Genomic DNA, 17,208 nt, shown 5'->3' with positions numbered 1-17,208 from the left:
CGCTGGAGCTGGACAATTCTCAAAGTAAAAATTTTATACATTCCTTTCTTAAGAAAAACAGTTCGGTATTCGAACTGTTTTTTCTTTAGTCTAAATTAGGACTTCCCCTTATAAACTAGTAGAAAAGGGGTTGAAGAAGGGGGGCTTTTGGATGAGGCTTAGTGAATTAAGCGGTAAAGAAATTGTCGATGTAAAAAGAGCAGAGCGATTGGGTGTGCTGGGCCATACAGATTTAGAAATTAATGAAGGAACTGGTCAAATACAGGCACTGCTAATTCCTTCATTAAAATGGTTTGGCTTTCGGAAGCAAGGCGAGGAAGTCAGAGTACCATGGCAGCATATAAAGAAAATAGGTGCTGACATGATCATTATTGATGTGCCTGAAGAGGATTAAGGAACTAAAAAAAGCCCAAACATCATTTGCTTGGGCTTTTTTTTGTTTACTAAAGGTGGAAAACTCACCGATTGAAGCGTACTTACATAAGATGGTGAAGTGATAAGAAGAAAAGCAGGTGCTAGACAATTAAAAAGAATTCCTAGTTGGATTTTTAAAAAAGAAGGTGAATGTTTTCATGCTGACAGGGATGCAAATAGCCGTGATTGGCGGGGATGCCAGACAGCTGGAAATTATCCGCAAGTTAACCGAATTAGATGCGAGAATATCGCTGATTGGTTTTGAACAGCTTGACCATGCCTTCACCGGTGCAGTCAAGGAAAAGTTAGAAGAAGTCAATTTTTCAAATATGGATGCTCTTATTTTACCTGTACCAGGTACAGATCTTGAAGGCCAGGTGGAAACAATTTTTTCAAGTGAAAAGGTGATTATAACAGGAGATATACTAGAAAAAACTCCTGAACATTGTACGATTTATTCAGGGATTAGTAATTCGTATTTAAATGGAATTACAACCAAGAGCAAACGACCTTTAATCCAGTTATTCGAGCGGGATGATGTTGCCATCTATAATTCAATCCCAACGGTAGAAGGAACGATTATGATGGCCATCCAGCATACCGATTTCACGATCCATGGCTCAAATATTGCCATATTAGGCTTAGGGAGAGTGGGGATGAGTGTGGCGAGAACCTTTGCCGCACTTGGAGCAAAGGTGAAGGTAGGAGCTAGAAAAAGTGAACATTTAGCAAGAATCACGGAAATGGGCTTAACCCCCTTCCATTTAAATGATTTAGTGAATGAAGTGAAGGATATCGATATTTTAATTAACACGGCTCCACATTTAATTGTTACGGCTACGGTAATATCGAAATTGCCTGCCCATTCACTTATTATTGACCTTGCCTCAAAACCTGGTGGGACTGATTTTAGATATGCGGAAAAAAGGGGAATAAAGGCATTACTTGCCCCTGGACTTCCAGGAATTGTGGCTCCAAAAACAGCCGGTCAAATCCTGGCAAATGTCCTAGCCCAGCTGCTTCAAGATGATGTAAGAAAGCGAAAGGGGAAAGTGAAATGAGTTTAAAGGGTAAAAGGATTGGCTTTGGCCTAACAGGCTCACATTGTACGTATGATGCTGTATTTCCGGAAATTGAAAAATTAGTTCAGGCCGGCGCAGAGGTAATGCCAGTGGTAACTTTTACGGTTAAAAATACAGAAACCCGCTTTGGTAAAGGGGAAGATTGGATTGAGAGGATTGAAGATTTAACAGGACATAAGGTTATTGATTCCATCGTCAAGGCAGAGCCTTTAGGACCGAAAATCCCGCTTGATTGTATGGTAATTGCCCCTTTAACAGGTGTCTCAATGAGTAAATTTGCTAATGCGATGAACGACAGTCCCGTTTTAATGGCAGCCAAAGCCACGCTTAGAAATTTAAAGCCAGTCGTACTTGGTATTTCAACGAATGATGCACTTGGTTTAAATGGCGTAAATTTAATGAGGTTAATGGCAACGAAAAATATCTATTTTATTCCCTATGGGCAGGATGATCCGGTGAAAAAGCCAAATTCAATGGTTGCGAGGATGACGCTGCTATCTGAAACAGTTGAAGCAGCAATTGAAGGCAGACAGATTCAGCCCGTACTAGTCGAAAGGTATAAAGACAGTGACTAGTTCTCCCCCAATATTTCAAAAAAGGTTATTTCTTAAAAGGAATATGTTAAAATAAATTAACTATTCATCAGTGGGGGGTGTCTCCCGCTGATGATATATTTAAAAACGAAATGACCAGTCATTATACAGGTGAAAGATTGAAGGGAGAACATGTAATGAGCGAGCACAATGGATTTCATGTTGCGGTTGTAGGGGCAACAGGAGCAGTCGGACAACAAATGATTCAAACCCTAATTAAAGAGAATTTTCCAATTAAAGAACTTACCCTCTTATCCTCAGCCCGTTCGGCAGGGAAAAGAGTGAATGTAAATGGTCAAGAATATACAATTCAGGAAGCGAAGCCTGAGAGCTTTGAAGGTGTCGAGATTGCTTTATTCAGTGCGGGCGGCAGTGTATCAAAGGAACTTGCTCATGAAGCAGTTAAACGTGGTGCCATCGTCGTGGACAACACTAGCGCCTTTAGAATGGATGAGGATAAACCATTGGTTGTTCCTGAGGTAAACGAAGCGGACTTGCTTCACCATAATGGAATTATTGCAAACCCAAACTGTTCAACGATTCAAATGGTAGTAGCCTTAGAACCAGTTCGTCAGAAATATGGGTTAAAAAAGGTGATCGTCTCAACCTATCAAGCGGTTTCAGGTGCCGGGGCTGCTGCAGTGGAAGAATTACTGGAACAGACAAAGTCTATTCTTAATAAAGAAACATTTGAACCGAAGCTTTTACCGGTGAAATCTGATAAGAATCATTATCAAATTGCTTTTAATGCCATTCCGCAAATTGATAAGTTCCAAGAAAACGGCTATACATTTGAAGAAATGAAAATGATTAATGAAACAAAGAAAATTATGAATATGCCGGAATTACAGGTTTCGGCAACGTGCGTCCGTCTTCCAGTTGCTGTTGGACATTCAGAATCTGTTTATTTTGAAATTGAAGCGGAGGATGTAAGTGCGAATGATATTAAAGCATTATTAAAGGATGCACCAGGTATTGTTTTACAGGATGATCCGGAAAATCAAGTATATCCAATGCCGGCAAATTGCGTTGGGAAAAACGATGTCTTTGTCGGACGGATTAGAAAAGACATCGATGAAGACCGCGGATTCCACATGTGGGTAGTATCCGACAACCTTCTTAAAGGGGCGGCATGGAATTCAGTTCAAATTGCCGAGAGTTTGGTTAAATTAGGGTTAGTAAAATAACGTTATATCCAAAAAGGTGGTACCATGAAAATTATTGTCCAAAAATTTGGCGGTACATCTGTCAAAGATGAGAAAAGCAGGAAACATGCAGAAGGTCATATCAAAAGGGCCTTAGCAGAAGGTTATAAGGTAGTAGTTGTTGTTTCCGCAATGGGGAGAAAAGGTGACCCCTATGCAACCGACACCTTATTATCATTAATCGGCGGTAATTTAAGTAAAATCTCAAAACGAGAACATGATTTATTATTGTCTTGTGGTGAGGTTATTTCTAGTGTCGTTTTTGCAAATATGCTAGTGGAGAGCGGCATAAAGGCCGTGGCTTTAACAGGAGCGCAAGCAGGGTTTAGGACCAATAACGACCATACCAATGCAAAAATCAATGAAATGAAATGTGACAGGCTACTAAGGGAATTAGAGCATAATGATGTAGTTATTGTTGCTGGATTCCAAGGGGCTGCCAAAAATGGTGACATTACGACCATAGGCCGCGGGGGCAGTGATACCTCAGCGGCAGCTCTAGGTGCGGCCCTTAATGCCGAATGGATTGATATTTTTACCGATGTGGAAGGGATTATGACCGCTGATCCGCGAATTGCTGAAAATGCACGTCCGCTTGCAGTTGTTACTTATACAGAAGTTTGTAATATGGCCTATCAAGGTGCAAAGGTCATTCACCCAAGAGCGGTAGAAATTGCGATGCAGGCAAAAGTGCCGATTCGCATTCGCTCCACTTACTCTGAAGCCCTCGGTACATTGGTAACGACATTAAATAGGAATAATCGCGGCAGTGATGTCAGGGAACGTATGGTAACAGGGATTGCCCATGTTTCAAATGTCACCCAAATAAGGGTTTTTGCCAAAAAAGATCAATACTATCTGCAGTCAGAGGTGTTTAAAGCGATGGCTATTGAAAAAATCAGTGTAGATTTTATCAATATTTCGCCAAGCGGTGTGATTTATACGGTTACAGAAGAAATGACAGACAGGGCTATCCAAGTCTTAAATGAATTGGGTCATGACCCCGTTATTGAACGCCATTGTGCGAAGGTTTCTGTTGTTGGTGCAGGGATAGCAGGTGTACCAGGGGTAGCCTCGAAAATCGTCACGGCCCTTTCCGACCAGGGAATTCGTATTTTACAATCTGCGGACAGCCATACAACCATTTGGGTGCTGGTTAAGCAGGATGACTTAGTTAAATCCGTCAATGCCCTGCATGATGCCTTTCAATTAGAAGAGGAAACTTTTGAATACAATCTTGCAGATCTATAAGGGTTATCTTAAAAAATAACCTTTCTTGAATGGAAATTAAAGGATACATTGGCTGATGAAGCTAGCTGTCTGTATCGAAAGGAGTAGGAAAAAATGGTTCATTTCGGGCGTGTATCTACGGCAATGGTCACCCCTTTTGATAGAAAAGGGCATATTGACTTTGCGAAGACCACTCAATTGGTCAATTATTTAATTGAAAATGGAACAGATTCTCTCGTTGTTGCCGGAACAACTGGAGAATCTCCAACATTATCTAAGGAAGAAAAGCTGGCATTATTTGATCATATTGTAAAAGTTGTTAATAAGAGAATTCCAGTGATTGCTGGTACGGGAAGCAATAATACTTATGCCTCGATTGAATTGACAAAAAAAGCTATGGAGCTTGGTGTGGATGCGATTATGGCGGTAGCTCCCTATTATAATAAACCAAATCAAGAAGGTCTATTTCAGCATTTTAAAGCAGTCGCTGAAGCCACTACACTTCCGCTAATGGTTTATAATATTCCAGGAAGGGCGGCAGTAAATATCCTTCCAGAGACCGTAATCCGCCTTTCAAAGATAGCAAATATTGTTGCTGTAAAGGAAGCAAGCGGGGATTTAAATGCAATGACGCACATTATTGCTAATACAGACGACGATTTTGTTTTATATAGCGGTGATGATGGCTTAACAATCCCCGTTCTGTCCATTGGCGGAGTGGGGATTGTCTCGGTTGCTTCACATGTGATTGGCAATGAAATGCAGGAAATGGTTAAAGCGTTTTTTGATGGCGAGAATCGAAAGGCAGCGTTATTACATCAGCATTTGCTTCCGATTATGCAGGGCTTATTTGCTGCTCCAAGTCCGGCTCCTGTTAAGACTGCGCTGCAGGTAGCGGGATTGGATGTTGGCTCTGTAAGACTGCCGCTTGTTGGCTTAACCGAACAAGAGCGTGCAACCTTAATTTCGATATTAAATAAGAAATAAAAGCAAGAGCTAACCGAAACGGTTGGCTCTTATTTTTTTCCTCCTGGTTAATATAGCTAATTAAGTTGTAAAGATTTTCAGAAATCAAGTATAATAATTATAACTGATTTCGATCGGGTCAACCCAGCATAGGAGGAAAGAGAAATTGATAAAGAAAAAAAATAATTCCATTAAGGTCATTTCACTTGGTGGTATAGGAGAAATCGGAAAGAATATGTACCTTGTAGAAGTGGACAAGGACATATTTATCATTGATGCGGGCTTAATGTTCCCCGAGGAAGAAATGCTTGGCATCGATATGGTTATTCCTGATATAACGTATTTAAAAGATAATAAGGAACGGATAAAGGCCATTTTTTTATCACACGGACATGAAGACCATATAGGTGCACTTTCCTTCGTTCTTAGCCATGTCGATGCGCCCATCTACGGGACGAAACTAACCCTTGCGCTTGCAAATGCAAAGCTAAAGGAGCAGGCTTTTAACCGGAAGGCAAATTTCATTGAAGTTGATTCGGATTCACTTGTAGAATTTGATTCTGCAAATGTAAGCTTTTTTCGAACAAATCATAGTATTCCTGATTCAGTCGGAATCTGTCTTCATACTTCTGAAGGAATTATCGTTTATACTGGCGACTTTAAATTTGATCAGGCGGCCACCAAGCTTTATAAACCGGAAATTGGTAAAATGGCAGCCATTGGTGACCAAGGGGTTTTATGTTTATTGTCTGATAGTACCGAAGCTGAAAAACCGGGCTATACAACATCTGAAGCAATTATTGAACGAGAATTGTCCAATGCCTTTTATAATGCACCTGGCAGGATAATTGCCGCTTGTTTTGCATCAGATATAAACCGTATCCAGCATATTTTTAATGCTGCTAGAGACAATGGCCGGAAAGTTGCAGTTGTAGGGAAAAGTCTTGAACGAATTTATCATATTGCCCTTGATTTAGGGTACTTAGAAGTTCCGGAAGATTTAATTATCTCGATTAGTGAGCTAAAGGAATATCAGGACCGTGAAATTGTCATCTTAATGACTGGCAGTCAAGGGGAGCCTATTGAGGCCTTGCAGAAAATGGCAAAGCAAACACATAAACTTTTAAATATCCAAACAGGGGATACCGTTTTAATCGCGGCTTCGCCACTAAGGGGCAGTGAGGTATTTTTATTCAAAACAGTTGATATGCTGTTTAGAGCCGGAGCTAATGTAATATCCGGTAAACGGACGGTTCATGTTTCGAGCCATGGCAGCCAGGAAGAGTTAAAATTTATGATCAATTTAATGAAACCGAAATTCTTCATTCCTGTACATGGAGAATATCGGATGCTAAAGGCTCATCGAAAAGTGGCCCTCGAGTGTGGTCTGACAGATGAACAGATTTTTATTCCTGACCGTGGTGATGTCTTGGAATGGAAGGAAGGAAAAATGTCTATTACTGGAAAAGTTCCCTCCGGTAATGTCCTCATCGACGGGATTGGTGTCGGTGATGTTGGGAACATCGTATTACGGGACAGAAAGCTGTTATCCCAAGATGGTATTCTCATTGTGGTTGTAACCTTAACGAAACGAGATAAGAAAATTGCGGCCGGACCTGAAATCATTTCAAGAGGGTTTGTCTATGTTCGTGAATCAGAAAAATTGATGGAGGATTCTACAAAATTAGTCCGGGATATCGTCGAGAAAGTTAGTGCGAAAGGTTCATTTGAATGGGCAAGCTTAAAGCAAGAAATAAGAGATGACTTATACCGGTACTTATATGAAAAAACAAAAAGAAGACCAATGATCCTTCCGATTATTATGGAAGTATGAAGAAAAAAGGTACTGGGACACTGCTCCAGTACCTTTTATTCTTTCAAGCATGAAATCATTTCATAGGTAAATACTAAAATATATCATGCTTGAAGGGAGTAATAGGATGAATAATGATTTACAAAAAAATAATTCTGGCAACCAGGAAGGTGGAGAGCCGCAGAAAGAAGAAAAGGCTCCTTCTGCCTTAATGGAAAAAATTCAGCAGCTTGGACAAACAAATGTGCCACAGCTTTCACAAGATTCTAAAATTCATTGTTTGACGATTATTGGACAAATTGAAGGACATTTAGCCCTGCCGCCGCAAAATAAAACGACAAAATATGAACATATAATACCTCAGCTTGTAGCGATTGAACAAAACCCTAAGATTGAGGGAGTTTTGATTATTTTAAATACAGTTGGCGGCGATGTGGAAGCGGGTCTGGCGATTTCGGAAATGCTTGCGACGCTTTCAAAGCCGACTGTCTCGATTGTATTAGGCGGCGGCCATTCAATTGGGGTGCCAATTGCAGTATCCTGTGATTATTCTTTTATTACTGAAACAGCTACAATGACTATTCATCCGATTCGATTAACAGGTCTTGTGATTGGAGTCCCGGCAACATTTGAATATTTGGATAAAATGCAGGAGCGGGTAGTCAATTTTGTAACGAAACATTCAAACGTAACCGAAGAGACTTTTAAAGATTTGATGTTCGCAAAAGGGAATTTAACAAGAGATATTGGTACGAATGTCATTGGGGCGGATGCCGTAAAATGTGGATTAATAGATGATATCGGCGGTCTTGGGCAGGCGATGAAGAAGTTAAATGAAATGATTGATCTGCAAAAAGAAAAAAATGAGGGGCTGATTCAGTGATTTTATATACGATGATGCCGAATGAACTAATATTTCCATATGAAGCTGATGTGATAAGTAAACAACAAATGATCACCTTTCAGGGGATACCGCTATTGGTAGATGTTACTGATCAACAAAATGTTCAGGTTGTCCGCATTCTTAGCAGCGACCCCCAACATTTTATGGATGAACGGATTTGCCCTGGTGCAAAAATTTCCGTTAACCAGGAAGGATTGTCCGCATTGTAGTAGTAGATTATGGTATAATCAGGATATGTAGACAAGAGCAGCCAATCCGGCTGCTCTCCTTTTTCTTCAAAAAACACAACTACCATAAATAATACATACAAGGTGATTAGATGGCCAAAAAAAAGAGAAGACAACCAAAAAAGAGAGATATCCATTTAAAACGGACCGTTCAATATGAATTATCAGCACTTGCCATATTAGCACTAGCGATTATTTCGATAGCAAAGCTAGGGGCGGTAGGAAAAGCAACAGTTCTCTTTTTCCGTTTTTGGATGGGCGAATGGTATATGCTGGGATTAATCGGGCTGCTGATATTAAGCGTGTATTTGATGTGGAAACGGGAAATCCCCTTTTTCTTCCATATAAAGTTAGTTGGCAGCTACTTTTTTGTTTCGGCGATATTGCTGCTTAGTCATGTAACGCTTTTTCATAACTTGACGAACAATGGAAAGTTTATGAACCCAAGTGTAATCGCAAATACATGGGAATTATTTCGGATGGAGATTAAAGGAGAAGCAAGCACACAAGATTTAGGCGGCGGAATTCTCGGAGCAATATTATATGCGCTATTTCATTACTTATTTGCAGAAACAGGCACGAAAATTATTGCTTTTATCTTTATCATTATCGGCATTATTCTACTTACCGGAAAATCGTTTGGAGACTTTATTGGAAAAATTATCATTACATTGATCGATTTTTCAAAAAATCAATGGCAAGCCTTTAAGACGGATATGTCTGATTGGAAACAAAAACAACAGGAACGGAAAACGGAGTTGAAAGCTCAGAAACAACAAGCACAAGAAAATAGGAAAGGTGCTAGCGTACCTGTAATAAACGGAAGGCAGCAGTCTAAGCAGGAAGAAGTCAAAATTCCTGAGCCGATTATTTCAAGCTTTGCTGACAGGGACTATATAGAAGAGGTACCAAAGGATAAAAATCCAAAAGAGCAAGCGAATGAAAGGAAAAGTTCCCCTGAAGAAAAAGACGATGATGATGCACCAACGATCACGTTTACCGAAGTGGAAAATGTCGCTTACGAATTGCCGCCGCTCAGACTGTTAAAGTTACCGAAGAAAACGGACCAAAGCGGAGAATATGAACTAATCCATGCCAATGCCGCAAAGCTTGAACGGACGTTTCAAAGCTTTGGGGTGAAAGCCCGTGTTACCCAAGTGCATTTAGGCCCAGCTGTTACAAAATATGAGGTCCACCCAGACGTTGGTGTCAAGGTAAGCAAAATTGTCAGTCTAAGTGATGACCTCGCATTAGCCCTTGCTGCTAAAGATATTCGGATTGAAGCTCCGATTCCTGGAAAATCAGCCATTGGCATTGAGGTTCCGAATTCAGAGGTGGCAATGGTTTCCCTAAGGGAAGTTCTAGAGGCTACCCAAAATGACAAACCGGATGCTAAACTTTTTATCGGTCTTGGCAGGGATATAACTGGTGAAGCGGTTTTGGCAGAATTAAATAAGATGCCCCATTTACTCGTAGCAGGGGCAACCGGGAGCGGAAAAAGTGTCTGCATTAATGGAATCATTACCAGCATATTAATGAGGGCAAAACCCCATGAAGTTAAATTAATGATGATTGATCCGAAGATGGTTGAACTCAATGTTTATAACGGAATCCCCCATTTGTTAGCGCCAGTTGTTACTGATGCTAAGAAAGCGTCACAAGCATTAAAGAAGGTAGTCAGCGAAATGGAAAGACGTTATGAATTGTTTTCCCATACAGGAACACGTAATATTGAGGGCTATAATGACCATGTTAGAAGGCATAATCTTGAAGAAAATGACAAGCAGCCGTTATTACCGTATATTGTCGTCATTGTTGATGAATTGGCCGATTTAATGATGGTCGCTTCATCAGATGTGGAAGACTCGATTACCCGGCTTGCACAAATGGCTCGTGCTGCGGGCATTCACTTAATCATTGCTACCCAAAGACCATCCGTGGATGTCATTACGGGAGTGATTAAAGCAAATATTCCCTCACGAATTGCTTTCGCCGTTTCAAGCGCCACGGATTCTAGAACAATATTGGATATGGGCGGAGCCGAAAAGCTTCTGGGCAGGGGGGATATGTTATTCCTGCCAGTAGGTGCGTCAAAACCTGTCCGGGTTCAAGGTGCTTTCCTTTCAGACCAGGAAGTTGAAAATACAGTTGAATTTGTTATTTCACAGCAAAAGGCACAATATCAAGAAGAAATGATTCCTGATGACATACCCGAGGTAACAGGTGCTGTCGATGATAGTCTATATGATGAAGCCGTTGAGTTAATCATAGAAATGCAAACCGCATCCGTTTCCATGCTCCAGCGCCGCTTCCGCATTGGTTATACAAGAGCCGCACGGCTAATAGATGAAATGGAAGCACGCGGAGTAGTAGGTCCATATGAAGGAAGTAAACCAAGAGCAGTATTACAAACCAAACCAAAAGAAGAACAGTCATCATAAGAAAAGCGCAAGCGCCCTGTTCAGCGGCGTATGGCCTGGAGCGCTCCAACTGAGATAAAGGAAACACGAAGAGCTGGAGGCGCATTCGTGCTTAACTTATCGTAGGGCGGAGCGCGAAGGACACTAGCCGCTAGGGACGCTTGCGCTGGACAATTCTCAAAGTCAAAAATTAATACTTCCTGTCATTAAAAAAAGAGCCGTTTGGCTCTTTTTTTATACTAATTTTCAGAAAAATTGATACTATAGTATTAGGAGGTGAATGACCGAAAAAAGAAAAACACTACTATTATCCTAAAATATCCATTCCGTTTATTTTTGATATTATATTATAGCAGATTTTCTTACAAAAATATCAGCAACTTTATGACATTTCGCTTATTCAGACTTTTTCCGACGAAATTTTTAATTCCTATTTATTTATCTCAAAAAAAATGTTACTATAAATCTCGATTAGTAGGAATGATATCAGATGTCTGATGTCTTAGGAAACGGCCTGGAGGAAACAGCATGTCTATAAAGTCAGATAACCGGCATTTATACTTACAAGTGATTGATCGGTTGAAGCAAGATATTGAGCACGGAGTATACAAAGAAAAAGAAAAATTACCTTCTGAATTCGATCTTGCTAAACAGCTTGGCGTAAGCAGGGCAACTCTTCGGGAAGCATTACGTATTCTCGAGGAAGAAAACGTTATCATTAGGCGCCATGGTGTCGGGACGTTTGTTAATGCGAAGCCGCTGTTTACTTCTGGGATTGAGCAGCTTAATAGTGTCACTGACATGATTAAACAAGTTGGTATGAAACCTGGCACCATTTTCTTAAGCTCATCAACACATGGTCCTACCGATGAGGATATTCGTCGTTTCTCGTGTTCTGCTGATGAGGAAATTTTCGTGATGGAAAGGGTTAGAACCGCAAATGGGGAACCGGTCGTCTATTGTGTCGACAAGGTACCAGAACGATTTTTGCCGAAAACATTTTCCTATGAGGAAGAATCCATCTTCCATATTTTGGACGAGGAGGCAAACCGAAGAATTACATACGCGGTTGCCCAAATCGAGCCAATAGGCTATCATGAAAAAATTTCCCCCATCTTAGAATGTGATCCTGAAACAGCATTGTTAGTTTTAAAACAAATGCATTTCAACGAAACAGATGAACCAATTCTATTTTCGGTAAACTATTTTAAAGCGGACAAATTTAGTTTTCACGTATTAAGGAAGCGTACTTAAAATTTTTTCTTCCTAAATGAAAACGCACCCAGACTTGCTTTAAAACTTTTCTACTAAATCAAACATAATTCATAGGGGGTACAATACCTTGAAAAAGCGTAAAATTGGAATGGCGCTATCACTAGTTCTTGCTGCTGGAACACTTTTAGGTGCTTGTGGAAAAAGTGATACGAACAAAGACTCTGATACATCTAAAGGTGGAGACAAAGAAAAAGCATTTTCTGTAGCGATGGTTACTGACGTTGGTGGTGTTGATGACAAGTCATTTAACCAATCTGCTTGGGAAGGTCTAAAAAAGTTTGGTGCAGACAACGGCTTGAAAAAAGGTCAAGGCGGATTTGATTACCTTCAATCCACTTCCGATGCTGATTACACAACAAACTTGAATTCTCTTGCTCGTAAAGGCTTTGATTTAGTATATGGTATCGGCTTCTTAATGCATGATGCGGTTGATGGAATCGCAAAACAACAACCCAAAACAAACTTTGCCATCATCGATGATGAAGTGAAACAACCAAACGTTGCCAGTGTTCTTTTCAAAGAGCAAGAAGCAGCTTTCCTTGCTGGTGTAGCGGCAGCTCTTACAACAAAAACGAATCATATCGGATTCATTGGCGGTATGGAAATCCCAGTTATTGAACGTTTTGAAGCTGGTTTCTTAGCAGGCGTTCAAGCTGCAAAACCAGAAGTAAAAGTTGATGTTAAATATTCAGGTGCATTTGACAAAGCCGAGCTTGGTCAAACCATCGCTTCTACAATGTACGCTTCAGGTGCAGACGTCGTCTTCCACGCTGCCGGTGCAACTGGAAACGGTTTATTCAAAGAAGCTGGTGACTTAAAGAAAAAGGATTCAGCACGTGAAATTTGGGCAATTGGTGTAGACCGTGACCAAAACGAAATGGGTCCTGATGTAGTTCTAACATCTGCGATTAAACGCGTTGACGTTGCAGTTGTTGACATAGCAAATAAAGCGAAAGATGGGAAATTCCCAGGCGGCGAATCGGCTATCTATGGCTTGCAAGAAGATGGTGTTGGTTTAGCTCCTATCAATGCTAAAGCAGCAAATAAAGATGCAATCGATAAAGCCGTAAAAGAATGGATTGAAAAGATTAAATCTGGCGCTGTAAAAGTTCCTGGAACTCGTGATGAATTAAAAACATTTAGCGCAAAATAATACAACTGAGGAATAAGCGGGAATGTTACCTGCCCGCTTATTCCTTCTTAATGAAAATCCTAACTGAAGAGTAGAAACCTACTTTCTACTTTTCATTTAAGATTTTAGTGGGGAGAAATTCCCTGTTTTTTTAAAACTTGGAAAGGTCTGACCTCTTACTACTATTGGTCATAATTTCCTTTTATCTTATCACAGGGAGTGAGAAAAGATGGAATTTGTAATTGAAATGCTCAACATTCGTAAGGAATTTGGCAATTTCGTCGCGAATGATAACATTACCCTTCAATTAAAAAAGGGAGAAATTCATGCTTTACTCGGTGAAAATGGTGCAGGAAAATCAACATTAATGAATGTTCTTTTCGGCTTATATCAACCGGAACAAGGTGAGATTCGTGTAAAGGGAAAGCCTGTACACATTTCCAACCCGAATATTGCCAACGAGCTTGGAATCGGGATGGTTCACCAGCATTTTATGCTTGTTGATAAGTTCACGGTTACAGAGAACATTATTCTTGGTAAAGAAATTACCAGTGGCGGACAAATCAACCTTAAACGGGCTGAGAAAGAAGTTCGCGACATTTCTGAACGTTATGGACTGGCCGTTGACCCCCAAGCAAAAATTTCAGATATTACTGTTGGAATGCAGCAACGGGTAGAAATATTAAAAACACTTTATCGTGGAGCTGAGATTTTAATTTTTGACGAACCAACAGCTGTACTAACTCCACAAGAGATAAAAGAACTTATTCAAATTATGAAGACGCTTATTAAAGAGGGTAAATCGATTATCCTTATTACTCATAAATTGAAAGAAATTATGGAAGTTGCCGACCGTTGTACGGTCATTCGAAAAGGAAAAGGGATTGGGACCGTTAACGTTAGTGAAACGAATCCCAATGAATTGGCCAGCCTAATGGTCGGCCGTGAGGTTGATTTTAAAACAGAAAAATCACCGGCCGCCCCAAAACAAGATGTTTTGGATATTAAAGATTTAGTAGTAAAGGATTCTCGTGGTGTAACGGTTGTCAACGGATTGAACTTATCTGTTCGTGCGGGTGAAATTGTTGGGATTGCCGGAATTGATGGTAATGGACAATCTGAATTTATCGAAGCGATTACCGGATTAAGAAAGGCAGAAAAAGGCAGCGTCATGTTGAATGGAAAAGAGTTGTTTGGCCTTTCTACAAGGAAAATCACCGAATCGGGAATTGGCCATATTCCTCAAGATCGCCATAAGCATGGGTTAGTTTTGAATTACCCAATCGGCGAGAACATGGTTTTGCAAACCTATTATAAACGGCCATTTTCGAAAAACGGGATCTTGAACTTTAAGGAAATTTACAATAAAGCGAGAGCACTAATCAAAGAGTTTGATGTGCGGACACCAAGTGAATATGTTTTAGCACGGGCTCTTTCCGGCGGAAATCAACAAAAAGCAATCATTGGCCGCGAAGTGGATAGAAACCCGGATTTATTAATTGCGGCACAACCGACACGTGGACTGGATGTGGGTGCGATTGAATTTATTCATAAACGGTTAATTGAACAGCGTGATAATGGAAAAGCTGTTTTACTAGTGTCATTCGAGTTGGATGAAATTATCAATGTCAGTGATCGGATTGCTGTCATTTATGAAGGTCAAATTGTTGCCGTTGTCGATCCAAAAGAAACGACAGAGCAAGAGCTCGGATTGTTAATGGCAGGCTCGAATCGAAAAGAAGCGGGGGAAGGAACACATGTCTAAACGCTTAATTAATATTTTGACACCTATTTTTGCGGTGGTATTAGGGATCATTTTTGGAACAATCATCATGCTTGTGAGTGGATACAATCCAGTAGATGCATTTATTGCCTTAGGACAGGGTGCTTTCGGGGATGTGTATCAAATTGGTGAGGTCGTTAGACAGGTAACACCATATATTTTAGCAGGTCTTGCCGTGGCCTTTGCCTTTCGGGTTGGCTTATTTAATATTGGGGTTGAAGGTCAATTTATTGTTGGCTGGCTTGCAGCTGTTTGGGTTGGAGTAACCTTCGACCTGCCTGCAATTATTCATTTACCGCTAGCCATTTTGGCAGCAATGATAGCCGGTGGTCTTTGGGCCTTCGTTCCAGGATTGTTAAAGGCTCGTTTCCGCGTCCATGAGGTTATTGTTACGATCATGATGAATTATATTGCCTTGCACACCGTTAACTACATTGTAAATACGAAAATGAACCAAGGTTCATCAAAAACCGCGAAGATTCATGAAACTGCATCCTTACGTTCTGACTGGCTGTCAAACCTTACTACTGGGTCTTCGATTCACTGGGGTATTATCGTTGCCATTATTTGTTGTTTTATCATGTGGTTCCTATTAGAGAAAACAACAAGGGGCTATGAATTACGTGCCGTTGGTTTCAATCAGGATGCCGCTCATTATGCCGGGATGAATGTAAATAAAAATATTATTCTATCCATGGTCATTTCCGGCTGTTTTGCCGGAGTTGCCGGTGCGATGGAAGGGTTAGGTACTTTCGGTTATATGGCTGTTCAAGGCGGGTTTACCGGTGTTGGATTTAACGGAATCGCCGTTGCCTTATTGGGCGGCAACACGGCACTTGGGGTATTCTTCGCAGCTTTATTATTTGGTATTTTAAAAATTGGTGCCTTATCGATGCCGCTTGCAGGGGTGCCAAAAGAATTAGTTGATATCATCATTGCCTTGATTGTGTTCTTCGTCGCATCAAGCTACATCATAAGGATTGTTCTTGAACGATTCAGCAAAAAGGAGGTGAAGTAAGATGAGTGGATTATTATTTTCTCTATCAAACACTGTTCTTGCCACCGCTTCTAATGGACATAGCGGCTTAAGTTTAATGCAAATATTAATGATTGTTGTTCCGTCAACATTATTATGGGCAGCCCCACTAGTCTTCACTTCATTAGGAGGAGTTTTCTCCGAGCGTTCTGGGGTTGTAAATATCGGTCTAGAAGGTTTAATGGTTATTGGAGCATTCTCATCAATTGTCTTTAACTTAACATTTTCTGATACCTTTGGAAGTGCGACACCTTGGATTGCTTTATTGGTTGCGATGGCAGCTGGTGCTATTTTCTCCATTCTGCATGCGGTCGCAGCGATTACCTTCCGTGCGGACCATACGGTTTCCGGGGTAGCGATTAACTTGCTGGCAGTCGGGTTAACCATGTTCCTAGTCAAGTTAATTTATGATAAAGGTGAAACAGATATAATAAAGCATAGTTTTGGTAAAGTCGATATTCCAGTTCTGAAAAAGATACCATACATTGGAGAGATATTTTTCCAAAACACGTATTGGACTTCATTTGTAGCGATTATTGTCGCTGTTATTGCCTGGTTCTTTATTTATAAAACTCCATTCGGCTTACGTCTTCGCTCTGTGGGTGAACATCCAATGGCGGCTGATACGATGGGGATTAATGTAACAAAAATGCGTTATTATGGCGTTATTATCTCTGGAGCACTTGGTGGAATTGGCGGTGGAGTGTATGCGCAATCTATCTCGCAAAACTTTAACCATGCCACCATCAGCGGTCAAGGTTTCATGGCGTTGGCCGCAATGATTTTCGGTAAATGGCATCCGCTTGGTGCGATGGGTGCAGCCTTATTCTTTGGTTTTGCCCAAAGTATTAGTATTATTGGATCAAGCTTACCTTTCTTAAGCAACATTCCAAACGTCTATCTGTTTATCGCACCATATGTATTGACGATATTAGCGCTAACTGGCTTTATCGGTCGTGCAGAAGCACCAAAAGCAGATGGAGTGCATTATATTAAAGGTAGTAGATAATTTAATTTTAGAACCCTCGAAAAATCGAGGGTTCTTTTTGCTTTTTAAAGGGTAAATACTTGTATAGAACATGCTTGGCAAATTATAGTAGAAGTATATGTTTTATTTCTGAGGAAAAA

Annotated in this window: 15 protein-coding genes; all 15 read left to right on the top strand. The window is 40.5% G+C overall.

Annotated features, from left to right (window positions below; all coding sequences use genetic code 11):
• The first annotated feature begins 151 nt into the window (after positions 1–151).
• The 15 genes from BANVL01_RS00535 to BANVL01_RS00465 all read left to right on the top strand — a co-directional run bounded on the left by BANVL01_RS00535 (position 152) and on the right by BANVL01_RS00465 (position 17,089).
• Positions 152–394, top strand: coding sequence for a YlmC/YmxH family sporulation protein (locus BANVL01_RS00535; RefSeq protein ID WP_066085381.1), 243 nt, complete (start codon positions 152–154; stop codon positions 392–394).
• A gap of 178 nt (positions 395–572) precedes the next feature.
• A complete protein-coding gene (gene dpaA / locus BANVL01_RS00530) occupies positions 573–1,475 on the top strand; it encodes a dipicolinic acid synthetase subunit A (protein WP_066085384.1) in 903 nt (300 codons plus the stop codon).
• Entirely contained in the window at positions 1,472–2,071 is a 600-nt protein-coding gene (gene dpaB, locus BANVL01_RS00525) for a dipicolinate synthase subunit B (RefSeq protein ID WP_066085387.1), read from the top strand. The genes dpaA and dpaB overlap by 4 nt, the downstream gene beginning before the upstream one ends.
• Positions 2,072–2,226: 155 nt before the next feature.
• On the top strand, positions 2,227–3,276 hold the full coding sequence (gene asd, locus BANVL01_RS00520; protein WP_066085390.1) for an aspartate-semialdehyde dehydrogenase: 1,050 nt from the start codon (positions 2,227–2,229) through the stop codon (positions 3,274–3,276).
• A 24-nt stretch (positions 3,277–3,300) separates the two neighbouring features.
• Positions 3,301–4,545, top strand: a complete 1,245-nt coding sequence (gene dapG, locus BANVL01_RS00515; RefSeq protein WP_066085393.1) for an aspartate kinase — start codon at positions 3,301–3,303, stop codon at positions 4,543–4,545.
• 93 nt (positions 4,546–4,638) lie between these two features.
• Positions 4,639–5,511 carry a 4-hydroxy-tetrahydrodipicolinate synthase gene (gene dapA / locus BANVL01_RS00510; RefSeq protein ID WP_066085396.1) on the top strand — a complete coding sequence of 291 codons (873 nt, stop codon included), beginning with the start codon at positions 4,639–4,641 and terminating at the stop codon, positions 5,509–5,511.
• A 145-nt stretch (positions 5,512–5,656) separates the two neighbouring features.
• Complete coding sequence (locus BANVL01_RS00505) at positions 5,657–7,324, top strand: ribonuclease J (protein WP_066085399.1); 1,668 nt, start codon at positions 5,657–5,659, stop codon at positions 7,322–7,324.
• A gap of 106 nt (positions 7,325–7,430) precedes the next feature.
• Positions 7,431–8,186, top strand: a complete 756-nt coding sequence (locus BANVL01_RS00500) for a ClpP family protease (RefSeq protein ID WP_066085402.1) — start codon at positions 7,431–7,433, stop codon at positions 8,184–8,186.
• Positions 8,183–8,416 (top strand): YlzJ-like family protein, encoded by a 234-nt coding sequence (locus BANVL01_RS00495; RefSeq protein ID WP_066085405.1) that lies wholly within the window; start codon positions 8,183–8,185, stop codon positions 8,414–8,416. Before BANVL01_RS00500 ends, BANVL01_RS00495 begins: the two co-directional genes overlap by 4 nt.
• Positions 8,417–8,526: 110 nt before the next feature.
• On the top strand, positions 8,527–10,875 hold the full coding sequence (locus BANVL01_RS00490) for a DNA translocase FtsK (protein WP_066085408.1): 2,349 nt from the start codon (positions 8,527–8,529) through the stop codon (positions 10,873–10,875).
• Between the two features lie 507 nt (positions 10,876–11,382).
• Positions 11,383–12,108, top strand: a complete 726-nt coding sequence (locus tag BANVL01_RS00485; RefSeq protein WP_066085411.1) for a GntR family transcriptional regulator — start codon at positions 11,383–11,385, stop codon at positions 12,106–12,108.
• An 88-nt stretch (positions 12,109–12,196) separates the two neighbouring features.
• A complete protein-coding gene (locus tag BANVL01_RS00480) occupies positions 12,197–13,282 on the top strand; it encodes a BMP family lipoprotein (protein WP_066085412.1) in 1,086 nt (361 codons plus the stop codon).
• A 208-nt stretch (positions 13,283–13,490) separates the two neighbouring features.
• Entirely contained in the window at positions 13,491–15,026 is a 1,536-nt protein-coding gene (locus BANVL01_RS00475; protein ID WP_066085414.1) for an ABC transporter ATP-binding protein, read from the top strand.
• A complete protein-coding gene (locus BANVL01_RS00470) occupies positions 15,019–16,062 on the top strand; it encodes an ABC transporter permease (RefSeq protein ID WP_066085417.1) in 1,044 nt (347 codons plus the stop codon). Before BANVL01_RS00475 ends, BANVL01_RS00470 begins: the two co-directional genes overlap by 8 nt.
• A gap of 76 nt (positions 16,063–16,138) precedes the next feature.
• Positions 16,139–17,089, top strand: coding sequence for an ABC transporter permease (locus BANVL01_RS00465; RefSeq protein ID WP_066096334.1), 951 nt, complete (start codon positions 16,139–16,141; stop codon positions 17,087–17,089).
• Positions 17,090–17,208: the final 119 nt, after the last annotated feature.

This window comes from Neobacillus novalis NBRC 102450, from assembly GCF_001591805.1.
Taxonomy (GTDB): Bacteria; Bacillota; Bacilli; order Bacillales; family Cytobacillaceae; genus Neobacillus; species Neobacillus novalis.
The sequence above is the reverse complement of the archived record's forward strand: the minus strand, read 5'-3'. Positions and strand labels throughout refer to the sequence as shown.

Excerpts from the sequence above, each read along its gene's own strand:
- dpaA (WP_066085384.1), top strand. The coding sequence starts at position 573 with ATGCTGACAGGGATGCAAATAGCCGTGATTGGCGGGGATGCCAGACAG.
- BANVL01_RS00470 (WP_066085417.1), top strand. The coding sequence starts at position 15,019 with ATGTCTAAACGCTTAATTAATATTTTGACACCTATTTTTGCGGTGGTA.
- dapG (WP_066085393.1), top strand. The coding sequence starts at position 3,301 with ATGAAAATTATTGTCCAAAAATTTGGCGGTACATCTGTCAAAGATGAG.
- BANVL01_RS00485 (WP_066085411.1), top strand. The coding sequence starts at position 11,383 with ATGTCTATAAAGTCAGATAACCGGCATTTATACTTACAAGTGATTGAT.
- BANVL01_RS00465 (WP_066096334.1), top strand. The coding sequence starts at position 16,139 with ATGCAAATATTAATGATTGTTGTTCCGTCAACATTATTATGGGCAGCC.
- BANVL01_RS00535 (WP_066085381.1), top strand. The coding sequence starts at position 152 with ATGAGGCTTAGTGAATTAAGCGGTAAAGAAATTGTCGATGTAAAAAGA.
- asd (WP_066085390.1), top strand. The coding sequence starts at position 2,227 with ATGAGCGAGCACAATGGATTTCATGTTGCGGTTGTAGGGGCAACAGGA.
- BANVL01_RS00500 (WP_066085402.1), top strand. The coding sequence starts at position 7,431 with ATGAATAATGATTTACAAAAAAATAATTCTGGCAACCAGGAAGGTGGA.
- dpaB (WP_066085387.1), top strand. The coding sequence starts at position 1,472 with ATGAGTTTAAAGGGTAAAAGGATTGGCTTTGGCCTAACAGGCTCACAT.
- dapA (WP_066085396.1), top strand. The coding sequence starts at position 4,639 with ATGGTTCATTTCGGGCGTGTATCTACGGCAATGGTCACCCCTTTTGAT.
- BANVL01_RS00475 (WP_066085414.1), top strand. The coding sequence starts at position 13,491 with ATGGAATTTGTAATTGAAATGCTCAACATTCGTAAGGAATTTGGCAAT.
- BANVL01_RS00490 (WP_066085408.1), top strand. The coding sequence starts at position 8,527 with ATGGCCAAAAAAAAGAGAAGACAACCAAAAAAGAGAGATATCCATTTA.